Below are 22,366 nucleotides of genomic sequence, written 5' to 3'. Positions count from 1 at the left end.
AGCCGGTAGTGAGGTCTATATTATGAAAGAGATACTTTTTAATATTCCATATATTGTCGAGAAGCAGGCTAGATATGCTGAGCAGGCAATTATTAGCAAAAGAATAGCGGGCGACGGTAAATTTACAAAAATGGTACACGGCTTCCTTGAGAGGGAGTTCAATACAAAAAAGGCTCTTCTGACAACTTCCTGTACGTCAGCGCTTGAAATGGCTTCATTATTACTTAATTTAAAGGAAGGCGATGAGGTTATTCTGCCTTCTTATACTTTTGTTTCCACAGCCAACGCCATAGTACTGAGGGGCGCCAGGCCTGTCTTTGCAGAAGTTCAGCCTGATACATTGAACATTGACCCTAAAGACATAGAAAGAAAGATAACTAAAAAGACCAGGGCTGTCTTTCCTGTCCATTATGCCGGTGTGGCTTGTGACATGGACAGTATTATGGATATTGCGGGGAACTACAAGCTGAAGGTTGTTGAAGATGCAGCCCAGGGAGTGACTGCGAAATATAAGGGACAGTTTTTGGGAACCATCGGGGATATCGGATGCTACAGTTTTCATGAGTCTAAAAATTATTCCTGCGGTGAGGGAGGAGCAATATTAATAAACTCAGATAAAGACCTTATGGAAAGGGCGGAAATTATCAGGGAGAAAGGTACCAACAGAAGCAAGTTTTTTAGGGGAGAAGTAGACAAGTATACCTGGACCGACATAGGGTCGAGTTATTTACCAGCAGATATTTTGGCAGCATTTTTATTGGGGCAGTTAGAAGACCGCCACCTAATTAATGCCAGGCGAAAGACTGTTTTTGATTATTACTGTGAGTCTCTGAAGCCTCTTGAAGAGAAAGGTTTACTGCAATTGCCCACAATACCAAAGGAGTGTCAGCCTAATTTTCATATTTTTTATATTCTTGTCCGGTCAGAAGAAACGAGGAATGGCTTGATTGATAGATTAAAAGAAAAAGGCATCCAAAGTTTTTTCCATTATGTGCCGCTTCACCTGTCTCCCATGGGTAAGAAACTGGGATATGAAAAAGGCATGCTGCCTCTTACTGAAGATTTAAGTCAAAGGTTATTGCGCCTGCCGATATATCCGGATTTATCCATGACTGATTTGGAATACATTGTGGGTTCTATTTATCAAATAATTCAATGAGGGGAGTAACATATGTCTGAAAAGGTAATTTTATTTGGGGCTTCAAAGCTGGGACAGGCTGCAAAAATGCTGCTGACAGATAAGGTAAATATTGTTGCTTTCTGTGATAATGACAAGCGAAAATGGGGGAAAAACTTTGATGGCCTGAATATTATTTCCCCTGAAGAACTCTTTGAATTAAAGAATATAAAAGTAATCATAACCAGCAGTTACCACCAGGAGATTTCTTATCAGTTGTTGGAGTCAGGTATTAAAAACTTTGAAATTTTTACATATGACTTAATAAATAAAGCCTCCTGGAATAGTCTGAAAAAAAAATTCAGAATTAAATCCATTAACCTGGGAGCTTTATTAGCTTCCGCCAACAGTAAAAAATTACAGGTGAGTAATTTTACATTTTTAACGGGAGGGTCTGGTCTGCTGGACATTTTGTTTCTAAAGGTTTTAGCGGTAAAATTCAACGTAAAAATTTACCTGGAAATAGGCACCTGGATGGGGGAGAGTATTGCCGCTGTTTCAGAAGTTGTTGATGATTGCTATAGCATATCTTTGCCTGATGATGACTTTAGTTTGGAGAAATATTTTAAAGGAATTCTTAACAAGAAAAACTTTAGCCGTTACTTTTCGTATAGGAGAAATAATGTAAAACATTATTTTGCAGATTCAAAAAAATTCGATTATACGGAAATTCCCAAAGGAATCGATTTGGTGTTTATCGACGGTGATCATTCGTATGACGGAGTTAAAACAGATACAAAAAACATTTTTGAAATTATTGACAGCAGTAAATCCATAGTGGTTTGGCATGATTTCAAGGAAAAAAGAAACGATTATATCGTAACAACCGTAAACGCCGTTTATGATGCAGTACCAAAGAATTTACAGAAAAATATTTTCAGTGTTGACAATAATATGTGTGGTGTTTATATACCGGACAAGTTTATTAAAGAATTTAGTTTTGATAGCCCTTCAAGCGAAATATATTCTTACAATACAAAAATTGAGCCAATAAGACATGTTTTAACAACATAGATTCAATCAGGAAGTGTTGTTTATGCCGGTGATAACCTTGTGACACGGGGTTGTCATCAGTGATAGCGGAGAGGAGGGCCTTATGAAGGGGATTATTTTGGCCGGCGGGTGTGGGACCAGATTATACCCAAGTACAACTGCTGTAAGTAAACAGCTGCTACCTGTCTATGACAAACCGATGATTTATTACCCCTTATCCACCTTAATGCTGGCAGGCATCAGGGACATTTTGATTATATCCACTCCGGAAGATACTCCGAAATTCAAACGATTATTAGGTGACGGAACTAAGTGGGGAATCAAGTTATCCTACGGAGTGCAGAAAGAGCCTAAAGGAATTGCAGAGGCATTTATTATTGGAGAACACTTTATTAATGGACAGAGTGTCTGTTTAATGTTAGGGGACAATATTTTTTATGGACAAGGGTTACCGAATATTTTAAGAAAAGCCGCTAAATTGGAATCAGGAGCAATAATATTTGGTTATTGGGTGAGTGAACCTGAACGGTATGGTGTTGTGGAGTTTAGTAAAGACGGCACCGTTTTGAGTCTTGAGGAAAAGCCCAAAAAGGCTAAATCAAACTATGGAGTGCCAGGCTTATATTTTTATGATCAAAATGTTGTGGCAACAGCAAAAAAGCTAAAGCCTTCAGCACGGGGAGAATTAGAGATTACCGATATAAATAAAGAGTATTTGAGCAAAGGACAGTTAAGAGTAGAATTGCTCCAAAGGGGAATTGCGTGGTTAGATACCGGCACCCCGGACAGCCTGTTGGATGCTTCGAATTTTATCGCCACTATTGAAAAGAGACAGGGACTCAAAATCTCCTGTATAGAAGAGATTGCTTACCGAATGGGATACATAAATTCTGAGCAGCTTTCAACTATAATTAATGATTTGCCAGCTACCTTTTATAGAAACTATCTGGCTCAATTACTAGCATGAGTGGAATAACAAAGCCAAAGAACTTTTATCCAGAAAATACGGTGATTTTTTGAGGTGAAAAAATGGCCTTAGCAAGTTTTGTTATGTCTGTCTATAATGACGGCAGGTATTTAAGTGAAGCGGTAAAAAGCGTATTAAACCAGACACATCCAGATATTGAGCTGCTGATTTTTGACGATGCCTCAACAGATAACTGCCTCAATATTATCAAAAGCCTTTCTGACCCAAGAATCAAATATTATCACTCAGATGAAAACAAGGGAAAGTCTTATGGGGTTAACTTTATGGTTAACAACTTTGCCACGGGTGAATACATACTGCTGATGGATTCTGATGATATTTGTGATAAACAGAGGGCTGAAGAACAGCTAGAGTTTTTGCAGCAAAATCCCGGCTGTGTTGCTGTTGGTTCCAACATCGATGTAATGTGGGAGGATGAAGAGATAAAACCTTTGGCTGAACAAAAAAAAGCATGGTTTGACCAGGCGCCTGATGAGGTTGACGGGCTGCTGCTTCAGGGCATGACTGTACCCGGTCCCACCATTACGCTTAGAAAAACCGACTTTCTAAAAGTTGGCGGATTATCTGTTGATTACAAAGCGGCCCTTGATTACGAATTTGTGTTAAGATTGACTGAGTGCGGCAGTGTTTTTAAACTGCCTAAAGAATTATACAGGTACAGGATACACAGAAAACAAATGTCTCTGGACAAAAAACAGTTCCAGTTTGAAAGTGCCTTAAGGGCAAAGGTGGAGTACTTGAAAAGAAATAAAAATTTATTTGGTGATCGTGATGTATATGTCTGGGGTTTGGGAAGTGTGGGAAGAATCGTAGTGGGACTGGCTAAAGAAATTGGGTTGGAAATCAGCGCTATTATAGACAGCAGCGCTTCTTTGCAGGGTGAAATGTTTCTTGATACAAACATCGTATCACCCCGGGAAGTTTTAACCGCCGGGAAGAAAACTGGCAAGTTAGTTTTATTAACAACTACTGTTGGCCGGGATGAAGTTTCGGATAAATTGGAAGACTCGGGCTATGCAAGGTATAAAGATTTCTTTTGTTTGGTTTAACATTTGTGAGGTGGAAGCAATGCCTGAAGTAAGTGTATTAATGTCTGTCTACAATGCAGAAAACTACCTTTGTGAAGCTATAGAGAGTATCTTAAATCAGACTTATCAGGATTTTGAATTTATTATAATAAATGATGGCTCCACAGATAATTCTTTAAACGTAATTAGAAGTTATGCTTCCGACAAACGAATAAAAGTGTACAACCTTGAGGGAAATGGCGGGCTAGCCAATGCTTTAAACTTTGGTTTAGAAAAGGTTTCCGGAAAATATGTTGCCAGACAGGATGCAGATGATATTAGCCACGTTGATAGGTTGGGTAAGCAGAAGGACATTCTTGATAAACGGGTTGACATTTCCCTGGTTGATTCATTTGTGGAGTATTTCCCGTCTAACAGTGAAGTTGGAGAAAGTGAAAGATATAAGTTTTATAAAAGCATTGTTGAAAAGGATAAAAACAGGCCCTTTTCGCCTGAAGAAATAAGGGAAAAACTGTATTGGTACTGCTGTATAACTCATGGAACCATAATGGCCAGAAGGGAAGTCATAACACCAATAGGGTATGATGGCAGCTTCAGGGTTGCGGAAGATTACAAGCTGTTTTACCGATTGAACAAGCTTGGTTATAAAACCTGCAAAATTAACGAAGTGTTATTGAAAATCAGGGTTTCTTCGTCATCAAATATGGCCAAATACAAGAATTTAAATAACAGAATGATATTTCAGATAAAGGAAGATGAAATACGTAATCTCTATAAGGAAAGGCAGCCATTGATCTGGGGAGCAGGGAGTGCGGGCCTGACCGTATTGGAAATCCTTAAAGAAAACGGCCTGGACATTGAAGGATTCCTTGATAGCGGCAGCGATAAGCAGGGAACCCAAATTCAGGGCAGATATGTGTATTCTCCTGATATTTTAAAAGACCGGACAAAGGGTTATAAGGTTTTAATTGCTTCAAGTATAGGTAAGTTTCAGATTAATGAATTGCTGAAATCGTGGGGATACAGGCACTTAGAGGACTTTGTAGTCTATTTTTAAAAACCTTGTATTTGGGGTGGAGAAATGCCTAAAGTAAGTATAATCGTGTTAGCCTACAACAACCATAACTATTTAAAGCAAACTCTTGACAGCATCGAAAAACAGACCTATCAGGATTGGGAAGTAATCATTATAAATGATGGCTCTACTGATGCCACTCCGGAAATCCTTCATACTTATGAAACAAAACCCAAGTTCACAGTATATCACCAATCTAACCGGGGAATTCCCGCTTCAATGAATAGAGCTTTAAATTTGGTTCAGGGGAAGTATATATGTAAACTTGATTCTGATGACTACTGGGAACCCAGCTTGCTTGAAACCCTGGCGCCTGTTATCGATAACAGCTCTTCTGACACAGGAATCGTATACTGTGATTCACAGAGGATTGACAGTGAGGGAAAAATACTTGTCCCAAGAATGGTAGGTTTTAATAATATAATGAGTGATCAGCCGGTTAAAGACCTCTTATTTGGACTCTATTTTCCGGAGAGCACCTTTTTGTACAGAAGAGAAGTATTTACTTCAGCCGGTCCTTATGATGAACGGTTTTCTGTTGGCTCGGTATATGACATGTTCATTAGGATTGCTGACAAATATAAGTATAAATATGTTGATAAAAAGCTGGGCTATTACAGGACCCATCCGGGATGTGTGACTAAAAACAAAGAAAGAATGATGAACAACTTTGGTTTGATCATTGATAAAAACAAAAAAGTTTTCCAAAAACACGGAATAGATGATGATCTGGTCGAAAAAGCAATTTCTCTATGCAGACCTGATAAAAACGGTTGCTATGATTGTCCGTCAGCAGATTTAATGGCAAGGTTAATGGCATATGCGAAGTTTTTTTACCTGAAGAATCATGTTTTTCCTGACTCTAAAAACGCCTGCATCTATGGCGCGGGTGCAGGCGGGAGATATTCCCCGGAAGCAGCAGGATATTTTGGAATATCTGTTCAGGGAATTTATGACAGCAGTTATGAAAAAAAAGGCCTTAACATATCAGGAATAAGTGTTTTACACGCTGATGAGATTTACCCCGGTGGACAAGCTAGGATATTGATTATGTCGGAACATGCAGATGAAATTGCTGCAGGATTACTGAAAAAAGGTCTGCGCCCTGAGACTGATTTCTTTAAAATGTTTTAAATAAGCGATTTGGGGGGACAAACTATGATTTCTGATAATCCTAAAGTCGGTGTTGTAATCTGTAACTGGAATAAAAAAGATTATGTCTTAAATTGCATAAAATCAGTACTTGAACAGAACTATGACAATTACGACCTTTATGTAGTCGATAATGCTTCGTCAGATGGTTCTGTTGAAGCCATAAGAGAGAATTTCCCCCAGATAAATTTGATTGTTAATAAAGAAAACCTCGGTGGGTCCGGCGGATTTAACACTGGACTTAAACGAATAATGAAAGAAGGAAAATACAAATATTCATATCTATTGGATAATGATGTTATTTTAGATAGTAATGCTTTAAAAGAATTAATTACAGTAGTGGAAAAAGACTCTCAAATCGGTATGGTGGGGTCTGCTATTTATCAGATGGATTATCCTGATAAACTACAGACGCTGGGTGCATTTATAGATTGGCAAAAAGCTGAAACAAAGCCTCACTTAGTAGGTGTGACTGAAGACCTGGTTCCGAAAGGAAATTTTGAAGTTGATTATGTGATAGCATGTTCACTTCTGGTACGAAACGAGTGTTTGAACAGGGTAGGTTTGATGGACCAGGATTATTTTCTCTATTTTGACGAAATTGATTGGTGTACGAGAATAAAAAAAGCAGGCTATAAAATTTTGGCTGTGCCATCTTCGAAAGTATGGCACAAAATGGGTTCCCGTTTTAAAAATTCGAATTTACCGTCTTATTACTATTGGCGAAATAAAATATTCTTTCTTAACAGACATACTCAGAATGAACAATGGGAAAAAACCAATTACGGTATTTTGACAAGTTTGTATCAGGCTGTATTTACTTCGAAGTATTTTGGTAAAAAGAATGTAGCCAAAACGCTTATGACAGCATTTTCCGATTTACTGGCTAACAAAAGGGGTAAAAAGAATGACCTCCCTCAGTCAAAACCGGAACGAGCCCCTAATCCTTTTAAAGAGATTGAAGGCAGTGTTTGCCGTGTATTGATATTAGGAAATGTGACTGTAAAGATGTTGAATGAGGTCAGGGGAATTTTGGAGGAGTGTGCGGAGATAAAAGATTATACCGTCTTGTTGCCGCAGGGTTCATCAGGCAAAGAAGGCGTATTGTATTCGGGAATAACTATTGCCCGTGAATGGCAGCAGCTAGATGGTATCTATGATGTAGTGCTGTTTGGAAGCAGCCAGGTATTTGCTGACAGGGGATGGAAAATGTGGCGGCGAAAGGTAGATAAATTGAATCCTAAACAATTTGTTCTGTTTGACGGATACGGTAATTACCTGAGACTTAATTTGGGAACCCGTTTGGTGACTGATTTATATGCGTTTTTGTTTAATTTTATGAAAGTCACAGTTTTTCCTTTGTGGGTAAGGAAACTGAAGGCAATTAAGGTTCGAGATGAAATCTTAGCAAACAATGGGAGTTGATTTTATTGAAGGCTATTATCCTTGCAGCAGGGGCTTGTCGCAGATTAAGACCTTATACTGACAATATCCCTAAATGCCTGGTGGATGTTGGACCTAAAGCCATCCTGGGTCACCAGCTGGATGCAATTATTGCGGGCGGTATTACTGAAGTTGTTATTGTTGTGGGATACCTTAAAGAGCAGATATATGATTATATAAGCCGCAATTACCCTGCGTTAAAAGTGAAGTTTATTGTAAATGAGCAGTATGGGATAACAAATACCTTATACTCATTGTGGCTGACAAAAGAAGAAATGGCAGGAAGTGATTTCCTTTATTTTAATGCTGATGTAATATTTCACCCTGAAGTAATCCACATGCTGACTTCTAAAAATGAGACATGTATGGCAGTTGATTTCAAAAAATGCGGTGAGGAAGAAGTAAAGGTTATCTTAAATGGACAGGCAATTATGGAAATTGGTAAGAAACTGGATGTACATAAGGCGGCAGGCGAATTTATCGGGATAGCAAGGTTCAATCAAGAGATTAACCCTGTATTTATCACTAAATTAGAAGAAGGAGTGCAAAAAGGGCACGGGAATGCGTTTTTTGAACTCGCAGTGGATGAAATGCTCTCAGAAGTCAATATAAGCGCCATAGATATCTCTCATTTGCCCTCTATAGAAATTGATTTTCCCGAGGACCTTGAGGCTGCGCGGAAAGTAATCTACCCGAGAATAGCGGAAAACGGGAAAACTTATCTGGATGAAGTGGCAGCAGCCCGTGAAGGGGCTTAAAATAAAATATGCCGGAGATTTCGGGGTAATTTATATGATAAACAATGTTATTAGCAGGTACAGGAGTTTTAAAGAGCGGTATATAGTTACTGAACGAAGGAGGCATGAATACTTTATCAACAGGTATTATGCCCACATTATTGACCCGTTTTTTACCAAGCTGGTTTTTGACCTGAAAATGACTCCAAATATGGTGACAATTTTATCTTTTTTAATAGGAACTACAGCAGCGCTGTCTTTTGCAACTTATCACTGGGTAGCCGGGGCGATACTATTACAACTGCATCACTTTCTTGATGGAGCTGATGGTAATCTGGCCCGCCTGACTAACCGGTGTACACCTTTTGGGGCCAAGCTTGACAAGATTTGTGATCAGATTTTAAGACTGTTTTTATTTGTTTCCATTGCCTGGGCAGTTGATGTTCCCATATGGGTTAAAGCGGCTTTTGTGGGGACAATTTATCTGGATGTGATTGTAATTCAGTATTATGTGGTTCCATTTATGAAAAACCATACACTGGTAAGGGCTCCATGGAAACAATGGTTTCTTGACAGGGGCATAATCCCTTCATTTGATATCTTTACAATATATTTTTTAATATCTGTGTTTGCCTTATTGGGGAAATTAGACATTTTGGTCTATATAGTAATTGTCGGAAAAAACCTGGACTGGCTGTACCGGGTCTATGAATGCCGGAAATCAAAACTAATATACGGGGAAGAGTAGGTATGGGAGGGCTGTTATGTTTGAATATCTGATTGTGGGGTGTGGCTTGTCAGGGGTAACCTGTGCCAGGCTGCTTGCTGAAAAAGGAAAACGTGTCCTGATAGTTGACAGGAGAAGCCATATCGGGGGAAATGTGTTTGATTCTTACAATGAACACGGCATTTTAATTCATAATTACGGGCCCCATATTTTTCATACAAACTACAAAGAGGTCTGGGATTTTTTGTCCCGCTTTACAGAATGGATTTATTACCAGCATCGGGTGCTTGCTTTTGTTAATGGGAAAACGGTACCCATGCCTATCAACATAGATACTGTCAACATGCTGTATGGAACGGGGTATGACAGTCACACAATAGGCAGTTTTTTTGCCAGGGTAGGGGACAGCGGCAGGGAAGTAGCCAATGCCGAAGACATGGTCATCAGCAAGGTGGGACATGAGCTGTACGAACTCTTTTTCAGAGGCTACACGATAAAGCAATGGGATTTAGAGCCCAAAGACCTGGATAAGGAGGTCACCGCAAGAATTCCCGTCAGACACAACAGGGATGACAGGTATTTTAGCGACAGGTATCAGGGCATACCGGCACAGGGGTATACCAAAATGGCTGCAAAAATGCTGGCCCACAGTAATATTAGCATATTGCTGAACACGGATTTTAAGGATATTCAGGATGAAATTAATTATAGTGAAATGATTTTTTCCGGCCCTATTGATTATTATTTTAATTATAAATATGGCAGGCTGCCATACCGGTCTTTACGGTTTGAATTTACGACTCATAATATGGAGTATTACCAGCCTGTAGGCACAGTCAACTACCCCAATGATTATGATTTTACCAGGATAACGGAATTTAAACATTTCACAAGTCAGAAATCTGACAAGACAACAATCGTAAAGGAATATGCTACCTCAGAGGGGGAACCCTACTACCCAATCCCTAAAAAAGAGAACAGGGAATTGTATCAACTGTACCGTCAGGAAGCGGAGAAACTTGAAAATGTCCGGTGCATAGGAAGGCTGGGCCAGTATAAGTATGCCAATATGGATATAGTAGTCAAAGATGCCATGGATTTGGTTATGGGTGGAGATGTTTCATAATGGTTAATTTCCTGTTTACCAGTGTTGGGCGCAGAGTGGAATTGATTAAATATTTTTGCCGGTGGGGTAAGGTAATATCTGCCGATATCAGCCCATTGGCCCCGGCGGCACATTTTACAGATAAACATTATCAGATACCCAGGTTCAATGATGAACAATACATTCCGTCACTGCTGGAAATATGTAAAAGGGAAAAAATCAGTGGCCTGATACCCTTGTTGGAGCCGGAGTTTCTGGTTCTGGCGGCTCACAGGGATTCATTTGCATCTGTCGGAACGACCCTGATACTTTCGTCAGATGAGGCCCTGGAGATTTGTCAGGATAAGTACCAGACATACCGGTTTTTTTGTTCAGGCGGTATCAAATCTCCGGCTACTTATCTACCGGAAGAGATTCCATCAAAGTGCCGGTTTCCGCTTTTCATTAAACCCAGAAGCGGTATGGGCAGCACAAATACCTTTCGGGTAAACAATAAAAAAGAACTGAAGTTCTTTCTTCAATATGTCCCCAATCCGGTTATCCAGGAATTTATCGAGGGCGTTGAATATACGATGGATGTATTGAATGATTTTACCGGGAAAACGATTGCCGTAGTCCCAAGGGAAAGGATTGAGGTGCGCACGGGAGAGGTGAGCAAATCCCGTACGGTAAAAGACATTGAGCTTATCAACCTTACTGTCGAAGTCGCGGAAAAGCTGGGAGGTATTGGTCCTCTTACGATACAGGCGTTTAAAAAAGCTGAGGGGCAAGTGCTTTTTACTGAAATTAACCCAAGATTTGGCGGCGGGGTGCCGCTGGCGATTGCAGCCGGGGTTAATTACCCGCAGCTATTGGCCCGAATGATACAGAAGGAAAAACTTCAGCCTCTGAAACATACTTTTAAGGATGGCTTATACATACTTCGGTATGATGAGGCCCTATTTCTGGATGAAGATAATTTAAGTCAAATAACGAGAAAAGACCTGGTTAAGGAGCAGTAAAGCATGCCTTTAGAGAATACTAATAAGCTGCCCAAAACAGTTAATCCTAAAGCGGTTGTCTTCGACCTCGATGATACCCTGTATGATGAAAGACAGTTTGTGTCCAGCGGCTTCAAGGCTGTGGCCCAATACCTGGCCGGCAGCTACGGGTTAAATAACCAAAAACTGTTTCTGCAGATGCAGCAGCTGCTGTGTGAAGAGGGCAGGGGCAGGATTTTTGACCGGGTGCTCCTGGATAATGGGCTGGATTCCTCACTGGTGAGCCTGCTCGTGGAGGTTTATCGCAGCCACAAACCGGTACTTGAGTTTTACCCTGATGCCGGGGAAATCCTCAGGGATTTAAAGATAAGTATACCTTATTTAAAGGGAAGTAACTGGGAAAGTGCACCGGAAATTGCCCGCGATTTAAAATTTGAAATAAAGCTGGGGCTCATCACTGACGGCGCTGCCGGTGTCCAGTGGAACAAAATAAAGGCCCTTGGCCTGGAAGACATGATGGATATAATTATCGTCAGCGACGACTTCGGAACTGAGTGTTGGAAACCCAGTCCGGTTCCTTATCAGAGGGTTATGGACAAATTGGGTGTTGTGCCGGAATCATGCGTATACATCGGAGATAACCCGGAAAAAGACTTTGTTACTGCCAGGAAACTTGGCTGGCACACGGTTAGGATATGGAGACCGGGCGGGATGTGTTTTGCAATCAAAAAAGACCTGCTCTATGAAGCGGACTTTGAGATAACTGATTTACAGCAGTTGAAACCGATTCTGCTTAATCTCTGGACACTTAAGGAGGACGGCTAATGGCACAGGAAATAAAGATTGCCGGCAAAACCATAGGACCCGGTCACCCCTGTTTCATCATCGCTGAGGCCGGCAGCAACCATGACCGGGACCTGGGCCAGGCCAAGCGGCTTATTGATGCTGCTGTTGAGGCCGGGGCGGATGCGGTAAAATTTCAGACCTTTACTGCAGATAAGATTGCTGCAAATACCTCTCATGAAATCATGAAACTCGGTAACGAGTACGAGGGTGTCCCAACCCTCTATGAGCTGTATAAAGGCCTTGAACTGCCCCGGGAATGGCAGGCTGAACTGATGGAATATGCACTGAGCAAAGGAATCATTTTTCTGACCACACCCTTTGATTATGACGCTGTTGAACTGATGGAGAAGCTTGACGTTCCGGCTTACAAAATAGCTTCATTCGAACTGGTTGATTTACCTTTTCTCAACTATATAGGCAAAAAAGGAAAACCGGTTATCCTGTCAACAGGGATGGCGTCCCTGGGAGAAATTGAAGAAGCCCTGGAAGCGGTATATGCAGCAGGCAACAGGCAGGCGGCGCTGCTGCACTGCGGTATCAGCTATCCGATGCCGCTGGGGGATGTCAACCTGGCTGTTATGGATACTCTGAAGACAGCGTTCCAAGTTCCGGTAGGTTATTCCGATCATACTTTGGGTATAACCGTGCCTATAGCGGCTGCCGCCAGGGGGGCCCGGGTAATCGAAAAACACTTTACCATTGATAACAGTCTAAAGGGACCGGACCACAAGTTTGCCCTGAATCCCGGTGAACTTAAGGCAATGGTCAAAGGTATCCGGGAGGCTGAAATGTGTGTGGGCAGCCCGGTAAAAAGACTGGCTGAATCCGAGAAAATTCATCACCAGAGGGGCCGAAGAAGCATTTTTGCGGCCACAGATATTCCCATCGGAGCAGAGATAACCAGGGAAATGCTGGCAATACTGCGTCCCGGCGTCGGGCTCCATCCCAGGTATCTGGACACAGTTATCGGCAGAAAGGCAGCAGTTGATATTAAGACCAATGAGCCGATCACCTGGGACAAGATATAATTGAAATCGTCTGAGAAAAGTTGAGTGTCATGAATACTTTGGCTGAGATATGAGGTGAAAGGGATGTCTAAAACAGCGTGTATTGTCCAGGCCAGGTATGGTTCCACCCGTTTGCCCGGGAAGGTGCTGCTGGAGGTTGCCGGGAAACCGCTCCTGGAGCATCTGATTGACCGGCTGCGCAAGGCCGGAACTATTGATGAAATTGTTATTGCCACAACAGTTAATACAGATTGTCGGCCAATCATAGAATTAGCCGAAAAGTACGGGGTTACCTGGTTTGCCGGGTCAGAGGACGATGTTCTGGAGAGGTATCTGGGGGCTGCCCGGAAGGTAAATGCCGATAACATCATCAGGGTTACCAGTGACTGTCCCCTGATTGATCCGGCAACTGTAGACAGGGTGGTTGAATCCTACCTCTTGGGAAATGCCGACTATGTCAGCAATACCATTGAACGGACTTATCCCAGGGGGCTTGATACAGAGGTATTTTCCAGAGATGCACTGGAACGGGCTGACAGGCTGGCTTCCGAAAAGTCCTACAGAGAACATGTAACTCTATATATGTACCGTCATCCTGAAGATTTCACCCTAATGAATGTTTGCGCAGAGCCTCCGCTGGACAGGCCGGACCTGAGGCTGACTGTTGATACTCCAGAGGATTTTAAGCTGATTAAGGAAATTTATGCGGCTTTGTACAGACCCGGTGATATTATCGAAATGGCCGATGTTATCCGGCTGCTTAACGAAAAGCCGGGGCTGGCAGGAATAAATGCTCATATCGAGCAGAAAAAGGTTTAAGCCGGGTATGGGCAGGATACAAGCAGTAAAAAACAGGAATAAAATAAAGGTGGTCTTTCGTGCTGATGGCGGTCCCCAATTGGGTATGGGCCATATAATGAGGTGCCTGGCGCTGGCAAAGGCCATACAAGATGCAGCTCTGGAGCAGATGCCCGGACATGCGGCCAGGGGCGAAAACGTCGAAATAATGTTTATTACCGCGCAAAACAGTGCTGTCAGCAGGCTAATTGCGGAAAACGGCTACAAAGTCATCGGAATTCAGCGGAGCAATCCTGTGGGGGAAATTGCAAAAGTTAAAGAAATTTTGGAAAAACACGATACAAATATTGTTATTACTGATTCTTATTCGGTTGACCGGGATTACCTGGAGCAGATTGGTTGTGCAGCAGACCTTGTTGTTTCTATAGATGACCTTAATCAAATTATTTTTACCTCAGATTTGGTGATTAACGGAAACGTATATGCCACAGGTATGGATTACCAATCTGGAAGCTCAGATACTGAATTCCTGCTGGGGACAGATTATGTGCTGCTGCGTGATGAATTTGTCCAAAAGGGAGATAGAACCCTAAAAAGAGAAGTAAATAATGTTCTTGTATCTGTGGGAGGCAGTGACCCTCTAAACCTCACCCCCAAAATAGTACAGGCCTTGGATGAAGTGCCTGGTGATTTTGAGACAAAGGTTATTATCGGGCCAGGCTTCCAAAATTTAAAAAAAATAGCAGAGTTCGCAGGTAAGGTGCGAAATCCCGTTGAATTACTTCATAATGTGAAAAATATGGCAGCTCTGATGATGTCTTCTGATTTGGCGGTTACGGCCGGGGGGACAACATTATATGAATTATCGTGTACCGGTACACCTGCTGTAGTTCTGCTTCAGGCGGACAACCAGGTGACCGCTGCCGCTGAAATGGCACAGAAAGGCGCACTTATTAATTTGGGAATGGGACACAACGTATCAATTTCCAAATTATCATCAATAATAACTGAAATATGTACTGATTGGGAAAAGCGCTGGGAAATGAGCAAAAAGGGACCGGCTTTGGTAGACGGTTACGGCTGCCGGAGATGTGCCCATAAAATATTACAAAAGTACCAAACAAAAAAGGAGTGGAGTTTTGATGCAAGCTAATCCTTACAATACTTATAAACAGACAGCGGTGGAAACTGCCAGTCCCGAACGATTGGTCATTATGCTTTATGATGGGGCCCTGAAATTTCTGCGGATTGCCAGGGAAGCTGTAGAGAATAAGAACATAGAGGAAGCAAACAGATATATCTGCAAAGCCCAGGACATTATTAACGAATTTAATGTCAGCCTTGACATGAATACAGGGGAAATAGCCTTTAACCTGCGCAATATTTATGATTTCTGGAACAGGATGCTAATCGAAGCAAATATAAAAAAGGACCCCGTTCTGATTGAACAGGTCACGGAACAGGTCCAGGATATGCGTGACGCGTGGGTAGAAGCTGCTCTTAAATATAAGTCGGGTCAGCCAACAACGGCTGCAGGTGGTGTAAATATTGAAGGTTAAAAACCTGAACAATCATATTCAACATATTAATACCGGTTTGAAGCAGCAGGTCCAGTTGTACCTAAGGCTGCTTCAAATGTCACAAAAGCTGGGGAAAACTCTTGCCGAAGAGTCAGACAAAGCTGTTGACGGCGAAACTGCTGAAACTTCCGAAACTCTGTCCGCACACATTACTGAGGTAATGTCTGAAAGAGGACTTATTATAAAAGATATCACTAAATTGGAAGAGGATATTCGACCACATAAAGAATCTGTCATGAATATCCTGCACCTTAAAGAATTTAATCTGGACAAGGTTCAGGATTTAATTAATGCTGACCTCAGAAGAGATTTTTTTGAACAAAAAAGAGTAATAGAAAAGATAATTAAAGAGATTATTGAAATTGATCATAAAAACCAGACGACTATGAAAAACATCATGCAGGATGTAACTGCAGAGTTGAAAAAGATAAAGCAGCACCACCAGATTCAGCAGACATATCTGGATAGGCCGGAAAAATTCCCGGAACCCCGTTTTATTGACAGCAAGAAATAAGAAAATGGAGAAAAACTTTACATTATGCGGAAAAACGAACCGTATTTACGGAAAATTATTGCAAAAATCCTAAACTGAATATATAATTGACTCATAATACAACCTGCAACTGGGGCCTCCTTCTTAGGCGGCAAACGGGATCCAGGTTGAATCACCTAAGAAGTGGGAGGTTCTATCATGTCATTCGAAGACAAGACACTGGTATGTAAAGAATGTGGCAATGAATTTATATTCACTGCCGGAGAACAGGAGTTTTATGCTGAAAAAGGCTTTGAAAACGAGCCCCAGAGGTGTAAATCCTGTCGCTCCAACAGGCGTTCCGGGGGCCGGAACAGCGGAAGGCCCAGGGAGATGCACACCGTGGTATGTGCTGATTGCGGAGCGGAAACTCAGGTTCCTTTTATGCCAAGGAATGACAGGCCGGTTTACTGCCGTGACTGCTTTGAAAGCAGAAGATAAACTGAATTGTCGATAACCCGGAGAATTCCGGGTTATTTAATTATCTGGAGAAATTAGTCGCCACAGCCGCCGGTCGCTTTTCGACAAATCGGCCAGGTAAATTTGACAAAATATTCGGATTCACAAAATTATCCCCAGTTGAACCCCTGATTTTAATACTTATTAACAGGCTTATCCACATTATCCCCAGGGGAAAGTATTCACAGTCGGGTTTTGTAATAGTAATTTTTCGACATTTGTTTTTTGGATTTTTGTGGGTTTATATGGCAAAATTATGAATTCGATAGAAATTTTCTGCGTGTTGACAAAATTTAGCTGCTATGTTAGGATGAAGTAGTGGGTTTACCTAGGCTCACTGATATTTTTTTTAGGGGGAATGTAAAGAATGTTGGGTAAAGTAAAATGGTTTAATCAGGAAAAAGGATTCGGCTTTATTGAAAGGGAAGACGGAGGAGATGTATTTGTACACTTTTCCGCCATCCAGGAAGAAGGATTTAAAACCCTGGCTGAAGGTCAGAGTGTTGAATTCGAAATCGTGGAAGGTGCACGTGGACCTCAAGCTGCTAATGTTGTAAAACTATAAATTAGTACAACCAAGTGAATTCACCCCAGGGATAAATTCCCTGGGGTTTTTAAGTAGCTATAGACAGACGGCAGTTGATGGATAAAGATGGCACTTACCCTTTAATAGTGGAATGGCAAAGATAGTTCCAAATAATACAGAATAATTGCGGCTACAGGAAGGATTTTTGCCCAGATTAAGGGAATAGTAATAAAGAAAGTGACCGAAAGGAGTGGCCAATTATGAAGATCATTGTCAGGGGAAAGAATATCGAAGTTACTAATGCTTTAAAAGATTATGTCGAAAGAAAACTTGTAAAACTTGAAAAATACCTTGATCTGTCCGAGGCACAGGTTACTTTGGTAGTTGTGAAGGATACCCACAAGGTGGAAGTGACCATACCTGTTAATGGAATGATACTTAGAGGAGAAGAGGCAACCGGTGATATGTATGCTTCGGTTGACCTGGTTATTGAGAAACTTGAGAAACAGATTGCCAGGTATAAGGGTAAGCTGAGCAAAAAGTCCAGGGTGGAAGGCAAGGCTGTACCTGCCGCTGCTGACAACGAAAGCTATGAGGAGCCTTTTATAAAGAAGACCAAGAGGTTCGCTGTTAAGCCAATGCCGGTGGAGGAGGCTGTAATGCAAATGAATCTGCTGGGTCACAGTTTCTTTGTTTTTTCCAATGCAGAGACTGAAGAAGTAAATGTGTTGTATAAAAGGAAGGATGGAAATTATGGCTTGATTGAGCCGGAGTTCTAAAAATTATTAATACATCATTTGACAAAAAGGGGCTCGCCGATTATAGGTGAGTCCTTTTAATATTGTCAGAAATCGAAAAGAGAGCTGCCAAGAACTCTTGAATCACTAAGATGTGGGGTAAATTTGGCAAAAATATATTAATTAACAGAATTTCGGAAAAATTTTATATTATTTTGTCTAAGAAAAAGAAGGAAATACTGCTTAAAAGTAGAAAATAGAAATATAATTTTCAGAACTTGGTACTAAATGGCAGTTATAAAAAATTTAGAAAGAAACGCGGGGGTTTTTATGGCATCAGACAGGTACGTCGAAGGTAAGCTTACTGATTATGAGGACATTATCAGGCAGATAAAAGACGTCATTTCCGCGCGAATTGTAACTGATGAGGCCGGTGAAATTGCCGAAATACATGTACTCTCTGGGTCCAGCCGGGGCCCAAAACAGATAGTGCGGGATATTGAATCGGCTTTCATGGCTCAGTTTGGGATTAGCATTGACCATAAAAAAGTGAGTGTTGCTCAGATGCAGGATGATGAAGGCCCTGGTCCAATGCAGGAAGTAAGGCCTAAACTGGTCGCTGTAACCGTTAGTTCGGGGGGCAGGAAGACTGAGGCCAAGGTTGATCTTGAGATCGGCGGCGAAATGTATGGTGGCATTGCATCCGGTCCAAGTACGGCAAATAATAAGCTCAGAGTTATCGCACAGGCAACTGTATTGGCTATAGAGAGTTATATGAAGGGAACCTGCAATATGGTTACAGAGGATATTACGCGTTTTGTGCTTGCCGGAAGAGATGCTGTTGCAGTTTCGATTTCCCTGATAACAAATGTAGGAGAAGAGAGGTTGATTGGCTCAGCATTTCTTAATCATGACGAGAGGGAAGCAGCTGTCAAAGCAACTCTCGCCGCTATTAACAGGCGGATGGCGCTGCTGCTTAATGATTGATACCCAATTAGTTATGTTATTTTAAAGGACCGACAGAGCCCAGATCTTTGTTTTAAATTGTTTTTCGGTAAAGTATGACCAGAAAAAAATGCAACATACGAGCGGAACCACCCGAGCGGAAGTCCAGATACCGGCTGGTACATAGCGGTTACCGGTTGAGTCAGAGACGGAACGGGGGGTTACTTTACATGAAAGCAACTTTGGTTAAGATCGCTATGGCTATTGTTACTTTAGTTTTAGCAGGTGGTGCAGGTTTCAAGTACTAATACAAGTATTTAAGCCACTAAGCTACAGAGTAATGCACTGTCGGTCCGTTTTTTTTAAAAAGGTGGGTTTACATTGAACGGTTCCCCTCCCGCGATAGTTAAAATATATATTATTGTTACTGTAACATCTGCAATAGTTTTACTATTTCTATTAATTCCTTCTTTTCAAATTAATAGCGAAATGATTAAAGAATTCCTGTTTTTTTCAGTTTTGGCGATTTTTGCTGATTCAATGCCTGTATCGCTGCCGCGGGGAGGCAGGGTTACGGTTACAGAGGCAGTGGCGTTTGCCAGTATTGTACTTTTTGGACCAACTATTTCCGCTTTTGTCATGTTAGCTGCCAATATTGCCAGCGAAATTATTTCGAAAAGTAAAATTCATAGACTGGCATTTAATTGTGCACAATTTGTCTTGGCTACGGGAACTGCCGGTTTAGTCTATCAATATTTGGGAGGTTCCCGTTATAATATCAGTTTAGAAAACGTGCTTCCTTATATAGGTGCTACATTCGCTTATCTTGCGGTGAATGGTACGGCATTTTCACTAATTATGTCGCTGGAGTTTAACATTTCCTTATACGGAATATGGCTTACAAATATGAGGTGGGCAATACCTAATCTAATAATGTTGGCTCCATTAGGACTGTTGATGGCAAAAACCTATACCTACACCGGTCCTATGGGAGTAATTCTGTTTTTTGCTCCATTGCTCCTGGCCCGCTATATATTTAAATCTTACATGGACACCAGGGAGGTTTATATAAATACTCTGGAGGCTTTGGCCGGCGCCCTGGATGCCAAGGACAGATATACCAGGGGTCATTCCGACCGAGTGGCCAATTATGCTGTAGAGTTGGCACGCCAGTTGAGGCTCCGGGAAGACCAGGTGGAAGCGATTCAGCACATGGCTTTCCTGCATGATATCGGCAAAATCGGTATCAGTGATGAACTCCTAACGAGAGTGGGCAGACTGGCGGACAACGAGTTTGACAAAATTAAGCTGCATCCGGTTATTGGTGAACATATCTTAAAGGATCTCAATTACCTCGGGTCTTTTACACATTTTGTCAGGAATCACCATGAGAAATATGACGGTTCCGGGTATCCTGACGGCCTTAAAGGAAAGGTCATACCACTTGGCGCCAGGATTATTACTTTGGCAGATTCCTTTGATGCCATGACTTCCGATAGGTCTTACCGTAGCAAAATGACACCGGAAGAGGCTCTGGAGGAGGTAAGGAACTGCTCGGGGACACACTTTGACCCCGAACTTGTAGAAGCCTTTGTGTTGTTACGGAGCGGTAAGCCGACAGAAGAGTATAGAGCTTTTCTGGAGGCCGCATCAGTTGCCGAGAAGTAGATAAGAGAATATATGAGATAGTTTAACCAAGAATTAGCATCAATATGGGAGGGGCTATGGAAACAGGGGCCGTTTCTAAAACAGCTGCTGCTGGTCACCGGGTAGTCACATTTATTACAGTGACCAGTGGATTACTGGTTGTGTTCATTAGTATATTTCTTATAAATCAAAGATTTCTTTCGCCGGTGGCTATTTATGCAATGCTTTCTTTTATAGCACAGCTAATGCCGGCTCGGTTGTCACAGGGAACTGTTTTTTCGGTGGCGTTTATCCTGGACCTGGTGCTGCTCGCTCTTTATGGTGTTCCTGCAGCAATAATAACTAGATTTGTGACAACTTTTGCCTCCGGGTTTTTTGCCATACTGCTTGGGCGGGAGGCGTCCTTTAGCGGTATCGTCAAATTATCCTCTCAGATGGCTTTGGCTACAGGAGCGGCAGGTGTGGCTTACCTGGCGGGTTTGCCTCCGGTGGCTGCATCTGTAATGGCATCAGTGGTTTATTTCCTTGTATATACTGTATTTATCGCTCTTGAAGGTGTTCTGCATACAGGAGACTCCTTTTATGCCAACTGGTCTTCAGCCATAAAGACCATTGGAGGCAACTTTTTTGCCCTGGCATTTTTAACATATCTCTTAGTTTATATAATTAGACACAGTGTTTTGGAATCACAGTTATTTGTTCTCCTCCTCTTTTTTGTTCCGGTTATGTTAGTGAGTCACGCATTCAGGTTGTCCCTGAATATACAGCAGAGCTACCTGAAGACTGTGAGGACTCTTGCCAAGGCTATAGAGGCCAAAGACCCGTACATGAAGGGACATTCTGAGCGGGTCGCGGAGCTGACTCTGGCACTGGCAAAGGAGTTCAGTTTTTCTGAAAAGGACCTCCAGAAGCTTGAGTATGTCGCCCTCCTTCATGATGCAGGGAAAATAGGGGTTTCTGACGAAATACTTAACAAGCCCGGGGCGCTTTCTTATGAGGAGTATGAGACGGTTAAACAGCATGCTATTCTGGGGGCAGAAATTCTGCAGAAAATAAAGTTTCTTTCTTCTAAAGCCTCTTTTGTGATGCACCATCATGAGAGGTATGACGGCACAGGGTATCCTGCCGGGCTGAAGGGCGAAAGTATACCGCTTGTGTCACGGTTATTGGCTCTGGCGGACGCATATGATGCTATGACCACTGACCGCCCCTTCAGAGGAGCCAAAACTCCGGAGCAGGCGGTTGCGGAGATAGAACAACTGGCCGGTACCCAATTTGACCCTAACTTGATTGGAAAGTTTAAAAAAGTACTTTACAGACGGGGTGAGATTTTAGATGTTTTTTGAAATTATAATTGCTGCTGTTATTATCGGCATGGTGACCGGAGGACGTTTCAGCAATCTCAGTCAGTTAAAAATTAAATTTATATATGTTATTGTGGTGGCCTACTTAATTCAAGTAGGCATTGATTTTGGAGCCCCCAGGTGGGAGTTTGGGGGATATTCCTATCTGCACACCCTTTCATATCTGATCCTATTGTTTGCCTTAGTTAAAAACCGCAGCATACCAGGGATGCAGCTAATTATTGCGGGAACCCTGCTTAATTTTGCGGTTATTGCGTTAAATGCCGGTCAGATGCCGGTGCGTGCTGATGTAATTCCCGCGCAGATGGCTGAGCTCCTGGCCGCCGGGAGGGGTGGGACCCATGGGCTGATGACAGATGAGACATCATTGGCCTTCCTGGCAGACATATTTTATATAAAATTGCCATACCAGCGTCAATTGATCAGCATAGGGGATATCCTGCTAAATGCAGGAGTTTTGGCGTTGATAATAAAAGTAATCAGGGGTAAAACCCAATAACCTCCCTGAAACACTAATATT

24 protein-coding genes are annotated in these 22,366 nt (G+C 42.0%); all 24 read left to right on the top strand.

What is annotated here, in order from left to right; translation table 11 throughout:
* Window positions 1–22: 22 nt before the first annotated feature.
* Entirely contained in the window at window positions 23–1,159 is a 1,137-nt protein-coding gene (rffA, locus tag Ga0451573_RS06475; protein WP_231683071.1) for a dTDP-4-amino-4,6-dideoxygalactose transaminase, read from the top strand.
* A gap of 12 nt (window positions 1,160–1,171) precedes the next feature.
* Window positions 1,172–2,191: a class I SAM-dependent methyltransferase gene (locus Ga0451573_RS06470; protein ID WP_492207352.1), complete on the top strand. Its 1,020-nt coding sequence runs from the start codon at window positions 1,172–1,174 to the stop codon at window positions 2,189–2,191.
* 82 nt (window positions 2,192–2,273) lie between these two features.
* A complete protein-coding gene (gene rfbA, locus Ga0451573_RS06465) occupies window positions 2,274–3,137 on the top strand; it encodes a glucose-1-phosphate thymidylyltransferase RfbA (protein WP_231683069.1) in 864 nt (287 codons plus the stop codon).
* A 62-nt stretch (window positions 3,138–3,199) separates the two neighbouring features.
* Complete coding sequence (locus tag Ga0451573_RS06460; protein ID WP_231683068.1) at window positions 3,200–4,207, top strand: glycosyltransferase family 2 protein; 1,008 nt, start codon at window positions 3,200–3,202, stop codon at window positions 4,205–4,207.
* A gap of 19 nt (window positions 4,208–4,226) precedes the next feature.
* Window positions 4,227–5,243, top strand: a complete 1,017-nt coding sequence (locus Ga0451573_RS06455; protein ID WP_231683067.1) for a glycosyltransferase — start codon at window positions 4,227–4,229, stop codon at window positions 5,241–5,243.
* Window positions 5,244–5,267: 24 nt separating this feature from the next.
* Window positions 5,268–6,395, top strand: a complete 1,128-nt coding sequence (locus Ga0451573_RS06450; RefSeq protein ID WP_231683066.1) for a glycosyltransferase family 2 protein — start codon at window positions 5,268–5,270, stop codon at window positions 6,393–6,395.
* Window positions 6,396–6,419: 24 nt separating this feature from the next.
* Window positions 6,420–7,838 carry a glycosyltransferase family 2 protein gene (locus tag Ga0451573_RS06445; RefSeq protein ID WP_231683065.1) on the top strand — a complete coding sequence of 473 codons (1,419 nt, stop codon included), beginning with the start codon at window positions 6,420–6,422 and terminating at the stop codon, window positions 7,836–7,838.
* 5 nt (window positions 7,839–7,843) lie between these two features.
* Entirely contained in the window at window positions 7,844–8,614 is a 771-nt protein-coding gene (locus tag Ga0451573_RS06440) for a phosphocholine cytidylyltransferase family protein (RefSeq protein ID WP_231683064.1), read from the top strand.
* 34 nt (window positions 8,615–8,648) lie between these two features.
* The gene (locus Ga0451573_RS06435; RefSeq protein WP_231683063.1) at window positions 8,649–9,341 is read left to right on the top strand and encodes a CDP-alcohol phosphatidyltransferase family protein; all 693 of its coding nucleotides are present in this window, start codon (window positions 8,649–8,651) and stop codon (window positions 9,339–9,341) included.
* A gap of 16 nt (window positions 9,342–9,357) precedes the next feature.
* Window positions 9,358–10,446: a UDP-galactopyranose mutase gene (glf, locus tag Ga0451573_RS06430; RefSeq protein WP_231683062.1), complete on the top strand. Its 1,089-nt coding sequence runs from the start codon at window positions 9,358–9,360 to the stop codon at window positions 10,444–10,446.
* Window positions 10,446–11,426, top strand: a complete 981-nt coding sequence (locus tag Ga0451573_RS06425) for an ATP-grasp domain-containing protein (RefSeq protein ID WP_231683061.1) — start codon at window positions 10,446–10,448, stop codon at window positions 11,424–11,426. Before glf ends, Ga0451573_RS06425 begins: the two co-directional genes overlap by 1 nt.
* Window positions 11,427–11,429: 3 nt before the next feature.
* The gene (locus tag Ga0451573_RS06420; protein ID WP_231683060.1) at window positions 11,430–12,230 is read left to right on the top strand and encodes an HAD family hydrolase; all 801 of its coding nucleotides are present in this window, start codon (window positions 11,430–11,432) and stop codon (window positions 12,228–12,230) included.
* Window positions 12,230–13,279 carry a pseudaminic acid synthase gene (gene pseI / locus Ga0451573_RS06415; protein WP_231683059.1) on the top strand — a complete coding sequence of 350 codons (1,050 nt, stop codon included), beginning with the start codon at window positions 12,230–12,232 and terminating at the stop codon, window positions 13,277–13,279. The genes Ga0451573_RS06420 and pseI overlap by 1 nt, the downstream gene beginning before the upstream one ends.
* A 63-nt stretch (window positions 13,280–13,342) precedes the next feature.
* Window positions 13,343–14,077, top strand: coding sequence for a cytidylyltransferase domain-containing protein (locus Ga0451573_RS06410; protein WP_231683058.1), 735 nt, complete (start codon window positions 13,343–13,345; stop codon window positions 14,075–14,077).
* Window positions 14,049–15,209, top strand: a complete 1,161-nt coding sequence (pseG, locus tag Ga0451573_RS06405; RefSeq protein WP_231683057.1) for a UDP-2,4-diacetamido-2,4,6-trideoxy-beta-L-altropyranose hydrolase — start codon at window positions 14,049–14,051, stop codon at window positions 15,207–15,209. The genes Ga0451573_RS06410 and pseG overlap by 29 nt, the downstream gene beginning before the upstream one ends.
* Window positions 15,199–15,615 (top strand): flagellar export chaperone FliS, encoded by a 417-nt coding sequence (fliS, locus tag Ga0451573_RS06400; RefSeq protein WP_231683056.1) that lies wholly within the window; start codon window positions 15,199–15,201, stop codon window positions 15,613–15,615. Before pseG ends, fliS begins: the two co-directional genes overlap by 11 nt.
* Window positions 15,605–16,150: a hypothetical protein gene (locus tag Ga0451573_RS06395; protein WP_231683055.1), complete on the top strand. Its 546-nt coding sequence runs from the start codon at window positions 15,605–15,607 to the stop codon at window positions 16,148–16,150. Before fliS ends, Ga0451573_RS06395 begins: the two co-directional genes overlap by 11 nt.
* Window positions 16,151–16,327: 177 nt before the next feature.
* Window positions 16,328–16,609: a zinc-ribbon domain containing protein gene (locus tag Ga0451573_RS06390; RefSeq protein ID WP_231683054.1), complete on the top strand. Its 282-nt coding sequence runs from the start codon at window positions 16,328–16,330 to the stop codon at window positions 16,607–16,609.
* Between the two features lie 385 nt (window positions 16,610–16,994).
* On the top strand, window positions 16,995–17,192 hold the full coding sequence (locus Ga0451573_RS06385; RefSeq protein ID WP_231683053.1) for a cold shock domain-containing protein: 198 nt from the start codon (window positions 16,995–16,997) through the stop codon (window positions 17,190–17,192).
* A 221-nt stretch (window positions 17,193–17,413) separates the two neighbouring features.
* A complete protein-coding gene (gene hpf, locus Ga0451573_RS06380) occupies window positions 17,414–17,932 on the top strand; it encodes a ribosome hibernation-promoting factor, HPF/YfiA family (RefSeq protein ID WP_231683052.1) in 519 nt (172 codons plus the stop codon).
* A gap of 288 nt (window positions 17,933–18,220) precedes the next feature.
* Window positions 18,221–18,877, top strand: a complete 657-nt coding sequence (locus Ga0451573_RS06375) for a hypothetical protein (protein ID WP_231683051.1) — start codon at window positions 18,221–18,223, stop codon at window positions 18,875–18,877.
* 339 nt (window positions 18,878–19,216) lie between these two features.
* Window positions 19,217–20,503: an HD-GYP domain-containing protein gene (locus Ga0451573_RS06370; protein WP_231683050.1), complete on the top strand. Its 1,287-nt coding sequence runs from the start codon at window positions 19,217–19,219 to the stop codon at window positions 20,501–20,503.
* 56 nt (window positions 20,504–20,559) lie between these two features.
* Complete coding sequence (locus Ga0451573_RS06365; RefSeq protein WP_231683049.1) at window positions 20,560–21,828, top strand: HD-GYP domain-containing protein; 1,269 nt, start codon at window positions 20,560–20,562, stop codon at window positions 21,826–21,828.
* Window positions 21,818–22,345 (top strand): DUF5317 domain-containing protein, encoded by a 528-nt coding sequence (locus tag Ga0451573_RS06360; RefSeq protein ID WP_231683048.1) that lies wholly within the window; start codon window positions 21,818–21,820, stop codon window positions 22,343–22,345. Before Ga0451573_RS06365 ends, Ga0451573_RS06360 begins: the two co-directional genes overlap by 11 nt.
* Window positions 22,346–22,366: the final 21 nt, after the last annotated feature.

This window comes from Phosphitispora fastidiosa (assembly GCF_019008365.1).
Taxonomy (GTDB): domain Bacteria; phylum Bacillota; class Thermincolia; order Thermincolales; family UBA2595; genus Phosphitispora; species Phosphitispora fastidiosa.
The sequence above is the reverse complement of the archived record's forward strand: the minus strand, read 5'-3'. Positions and strand labels throughout refer to the sequence as shown.